Raw genomic sequence first — 4,324 nt, 5'->3', positions numbered from 1 at the left:
TCCTCATGGTGATCGTCCAGGAGGACGCCGACGGCCATCGTTCCCTGAACGACGCGACGCTCGTCCGCCCGGGCCACCGCGACCGCCAACTCGGCTGGCCCCAGGCCGAGATCACCTACCGCTCCGGCACCCGCCACCCCGAACGCGCCCTGATCCACCTCGGTGACGTCCGCAAGCCCGTCGAACTGGAGATGGAGATCCTCACCTCCTCACCCCTCGCACTCGGCGCCGGCTATCCACCGGCCGACGACTGGCAGCACGGCACCTGGCGAGGCCGCGACTGGACCGACCGCCGCACCTACGACCTGACCGAGCCGCACCCGCTCGCCGCCTTCGGTGTCACCGACCACGCGGCACGCTTCCGGCTGGACGGCCGGACCGGTCACGGCATCTTCGAGCACGGCTCGTTCGGGCGGCACGACCCCAGCGGCTTCACCGGTTTCGACTCGGTGGCCCCGTAGGAGCTTTCCCGCTGCTCCACAAGGGAGTTGACGACATGGCCACGGCACCCCGCCCGCGCACCACCACCCGCGACCCGGAGGAGCTCGCCCGCCGCCTCACCGCCTGGCTGGGCGTCCGCCTGCCCGGTGCGAAGGCGGTCGGTGTCACGGTGCCCGCCTCGAACGGCCTGTCCAGCGAGACCCTGCTCTTCGACATCGAACACCCCGAACCACCGTTGCGGTCCTGCGCGTTGAGGCTCGCCGCGGACCCCGCCGCGTACACCGTCTTCCCGGTGTACGACATGGCCCGCCAGTACCGCACGATGCTCACGGTGGTCCGCTGGACGGACCTGCCCGTCCCGAAGGTGCAGTGGCTGGAGGAGGACCCGGGACCGCTCGGGGCGCCCTTCTTCGTCATGGAGCGCGTGCCCGGGCGCGTGCCGCCGGACGTCATGCCCTACACCTACGAGGGGAACTGGCTGCACGCCGCGAGCGACGCCGAGCGGGAGCACCTGGAAGCGGCCACCATCGCGCTGTTGGCCCGCCTGCACGACCAAGTGCCGCTAGAAGAAGCCGAGTTCCTGGCACTGCCCGGCGAGGGCGACGCCCTGCGCCGCCATGTCACCGCCCAACGCGCCTACTACGACTGGGTGGTCGACGGACTGGCCCGCTCACCCCTCATCGAGCACGCCTTCGACCGGCTGGAGGAACTCTGGCCGTCCGACCCCGGGCCGCCCGTCCTCAACTGGGGCGACGCGCGCATAGGGAACGTGATCTACGACGGCTTCGACCCCGTCGCCGTCCTGGACTGGGAGATGGCGGCCCTGGCCCCGCGCGAGGTCGACCTCGGCTGGACCGTCTACCTGCACCGCTTCTTCCAGGACCTGACGGTCGCCTTCGGCGGGTCCGGACTGCCCGCCTTCCTCAGGCGCGACCGGATCGAGGCCCGGTACGCCGAACTCACCGGCCACACCCCGCACGACATGGACTTCTTCACGCTGTACGCCGCGCTGCGGCACGCGATCGTCATGCTGCGCGTCGCCTACCGCCAGGCGCACTTCGGCGAAGTGGCCGTACCGGCGGACCCGGACACACTGATCCTGCACCACGGCAGCCTGCGGGCCATGGTGCAGGGCAGCTACTGGGGATGAACGAGGCGGCTCAGGCGGCCTGACGGCGCATCACCCGCACGCGCATGGGGCGCGAGCCCGGGCCGCCGACGTGCGAGAAGGGCTGGGTGCGCCAGTCGAGTCCCTGGGGGAGCGTCAACAGCAGGGCGGTGTCCTGCTCCTGGGGCTCAGCCGACTCGTCCGCCGACCGGGCCTCGGTGGCCTTGCGGCCCGTACCGGCGCAGACCGTGAGGCCGAACGGATTCCACGGCGAGGCGCACAGCGCGTGCTCCGGCAGCACCTCCTCGTCCGCGAGCAGGGCGATGGGCTGCGCGCAGTCCGGGCAGATCACCCGGTACATCTCGAAGGTGTCGTACGCGTCGAACTCGTCGTCCAGGGCGTCGGGTTCGACGCCCTCCGGCTCGGAGGCGACGACCGCCTGGAGGCGCTTGGGCGCGGTACGACCAGGGCGCTGAAGACTCTGCATTGGGTTCTCCCCCTCGGGCTGGGCCGTGAAGGCACTGCGGCCTCGACCACAGCAAGCACTTCCCGTCCCGTCATGGCGGTAATCACGAGAACATCACGGAGGTTCTCGCGGGGGTGTGGCCTTCGTCACATGCCTCTCGCAGATGCCCCTGGCGGTCGTTTTGTCCCTCAGGCGCCGCACAGGCACTCCGCCGTCACATCACGAACCGGGCATGACCTGGGGCGCTCAGGTATCGGAGGAGATCAGGCGCACTGTAGGTTCTAGCGCCATGGAGGAGCTGGACCGACAAATCGTGCAGCTGCTCGTCAAGGACGGGCGGATGAGTTACACGGACCTGGGCAAGGCCACGGGCCTGTCCACCTCGGCCGTGCACCAGCGGGTGCGCCGGCTGGAGCAGCGCGGTGTCATCCGCGGGTACGCCGCGGTGGTCGACCCCGAGGCGGTGGGCCTGCCCATGACCGCCTTCATCTCAGTGAAACCGTTCGATCCCAGCGCCCCCGACGACATCGCGGACCGTCTGAAGGGCGTCCCCGAGATCGAGGCGTGCCACAGCGTGGCGGGCGACGAGAACTACATCCTCAAGGTGCGGGTGGCGACCCCGCACGAGCTGGAGGAGCTGCTGGCCCGCCTGAGGTCGCTGGCGGGCGTCTCGACCCGTACGACGGTGGTGCTGTCGACTCCCTACGAGGCGCGGCCGCCGCGCATCTGAACCGACGGCGCCCGGTGTTCCCGAGGAGGGCGAGGGGCCGCGCGGGACGGGCACCCGGCAACGCGCCCCGCACCCTCACGGCGTGCGGCCTCCTGCGAAACTGTCCCCCATGAGCGAACCGAACACCGTCCTCCTCCGTCGCGGCGAGGTCCACAGCCCCGCCGACCCCTTCGCCACCGCCATGGTCGTCGAACGCGGACAGGTGGCCTGGGTCGGTTCGGAAGGCGCCGCCGACGCCTTCGCGGACGGTGTCGACGAGGTCGTGGACCTGGACGGCGCTCTGGTCACCCCCGCGTTCACCGACGCACATGTGCACACGACCGCCACCGGCCTCGCCCTGACCGGCCTCGACCTCTCCGGGGCCCCCTCCCTGGAGGCGGCCCTGGGCCTCGTGCGGGACTTCGCGGCCGCCCGCCCCGGCGACCGCGTCCTGCTCGGCCACGGCTGGGACGCCTCCCGCTGGCCGGGTGGCCGCCCGCCCACGCGCGCGGAACTCGACGAGGCGACCGGCGGCCGCCCGCTGTATCTCAGCCGTATCGACGTCCACTCGGCGGTCGCGACGACCGCACTGCTCGACATGACGTCCCTGGGTCCCGTGGACGGCCCCCTGACCGCCGACGCCCACCACACCGTGCGCGCCACCGCACTCGGTTCCGTCACGCCCGCCCAGCGCGCCGAGGCCCAGCGGGCCGCCCTCGCGCACGCCGCCTCCCTCGGCATCGGAACCCTTCACGAATGCGCAGGCCCCGAGATCTCCTCCGAGGACGACTTCACGGGTCTGCTGCGCCTCGCGGACGAGGAAGCGGGCCCGAGGGTGGTCGGCTACTGGGCCGAGCAGGCCGAGGAAGGCGTGGCCAAGGCGCGTGAGCTCGGTGCGCTCGGCGCCGCGGGCGACCTCTTCGTGGACGGGGCTCTCGGCTCCCACACCGCGTGCCTGCACGAGCCGTACACCGACGCCGGGCACACCGGACTCGCCTACCTGGACGCCGCGGCCGTGGCCGCCCATGTCGTCGCCTGCACCGAGGCGGGCCTGCAGGCCGGCTTCCACGCCATCGGCGACGCGGCCGTGACCGCCGTGGTCGAGGGCGTCCGCGCGACCGCGGACAAGCTCGGCCTCGCCCGGGTCCGCGCCGCCCGGCACCGCGTCGAGCACGTCGAGATGCTCACCCCCGAGACCATCGCCGCCTTCGCCGAGCTCGGGCTGACCGCATCCGTCCAGCCCGCCTTCGACGCCCTGTGGGGCGGCGAGGACGGCATGTACGCCCGGCGGCTTGGCCGGGAGCGGGCGAGCCGTCTGAACCCCTTCGCGGCCCTCCTGCGCGCCGGTGTCCCGCTCGCCTTCGGCTCCGACAGCCCCGTCACCCCCCTCGACCCGTGGGGCACGGTCCGCGCGGCCGCCTTCCACCACACCCCCGGGCACCGCGTCTCCGTGCGCGCCGCCTTCACCGCGCACACCCGCGGCGGCTGGCGGGCGATCGGCCGGGACGACGCGGGCGTCCTGGTGCCCGGCGCCCCCGCCGACTACGCCGTGTGGCGCACCGGCGAACTGCTGGTGCAGGCCCCCGACGACCGGGTGGCC

At 72.6% G+C, this 4,324-nt stretch carries 4 protein-coding genes and 1 pseudogene; 4 read left to right on the top strand and 1 reads right to left on the bottom strand.

The annotated features are described in order from the left end of the window. Nucleotides 1-461: pseudogene (locus EHS43_RS38545) on the top strand (hypothetical protein); the annotation flags it as partial. Between the two features lie 35 nt (nt 462-496). Continuing rightward, complete coding sequence (locus tag EHS43_RS38540; RefSeq protein WP_125195241.1) at nt 497-1,591, top strand: phosphotransferase family protein; 1,095 nt, start codon at nt 497-499, stop codon at nt 1,589-1,591. A gap of 10 nt (nt 1,592-1,601) precedes the next feature. Here EHS43_RS38540 and EHS43_RS38535 read toward each other — a convergent pair whose 3' ends face one another. Further along, nucleotides 1,602-2,036 (bottom strand): hypothetical protein, encoded by a 435-nt coding sequence (locus EHS43_RS38535; protein WP_125195240.1) that lies wholly within the window; start codon nt 2,034-2,036, stop codon nt 1,602-1,604. Nucleotides 2,037-2,304: 268 nt separating this feature from the next. On the opposite strand from EHS43_RS38535, the gene EHS43_RS38530 reads away from it, so the two are divergent. Both EHS43_RS38530 and EHS43_RS38525 read left to right on the top strand, forming a co-directional pair. Further along, nucleotides 2,305-2,745: an Lrp/AsnC family transcriptional regulator gene (locus EHS43_RS38530; RefSeq protein ID WP_037714765.1), complete on the top strand. Its 441-nt coding sequence runs from the start codon at nt 2,305-2,307 to the stop codon at nt 2,743-2,745. A gap of 109 nt (nt 2,746-2,854) precedes the next feature. Beyond that, the coding region (locus EHS43_RS38525; protein WP_148104207.1) for an amidohydrolase at nt 2,855-4,324 on the top strand (1,470 nt) is incomplete at its 3' end.

The sequence above is a fragment of the Streptomyces sp. RP5T genome (genome assembly GCF_003933965.1).
In the GTDB taxonomy this organism is placed as follows: Bacteria; Actinomycetota; Actinomycetes; order Streptomycetales; family Streptomycetaceae; genus Streptomyces.
This window is presented reverse-complemented; position numbering and strand designations above follow the sequence as displayed.

Excerpts from the sequence above, each read along its gene's own strand:
- EHS43_RS38540 (WP_125195241.1), top strand. The coding sequence starts at position 497 with ATGGCCACGGCACCCCGCCCGCGCACCACCACCCGCGACCCGGAGGAG.
- EHS43_RS38535 (WP_125195240.1), bottom strand. The coding sequence starts at position 2,036 with ATGCAGAGTCTTCAGCGCCCTGGTCGTACCGCGCCCAAGCGCCTCCAG.
- EHS43_RS38530 (WP_037714765.1), top strand. The coding sequence starts at position 2,305 with ATGGAGGAGCTGGACCGACAAATCGTGCAGCTGCTCGTCAAGGACGGG.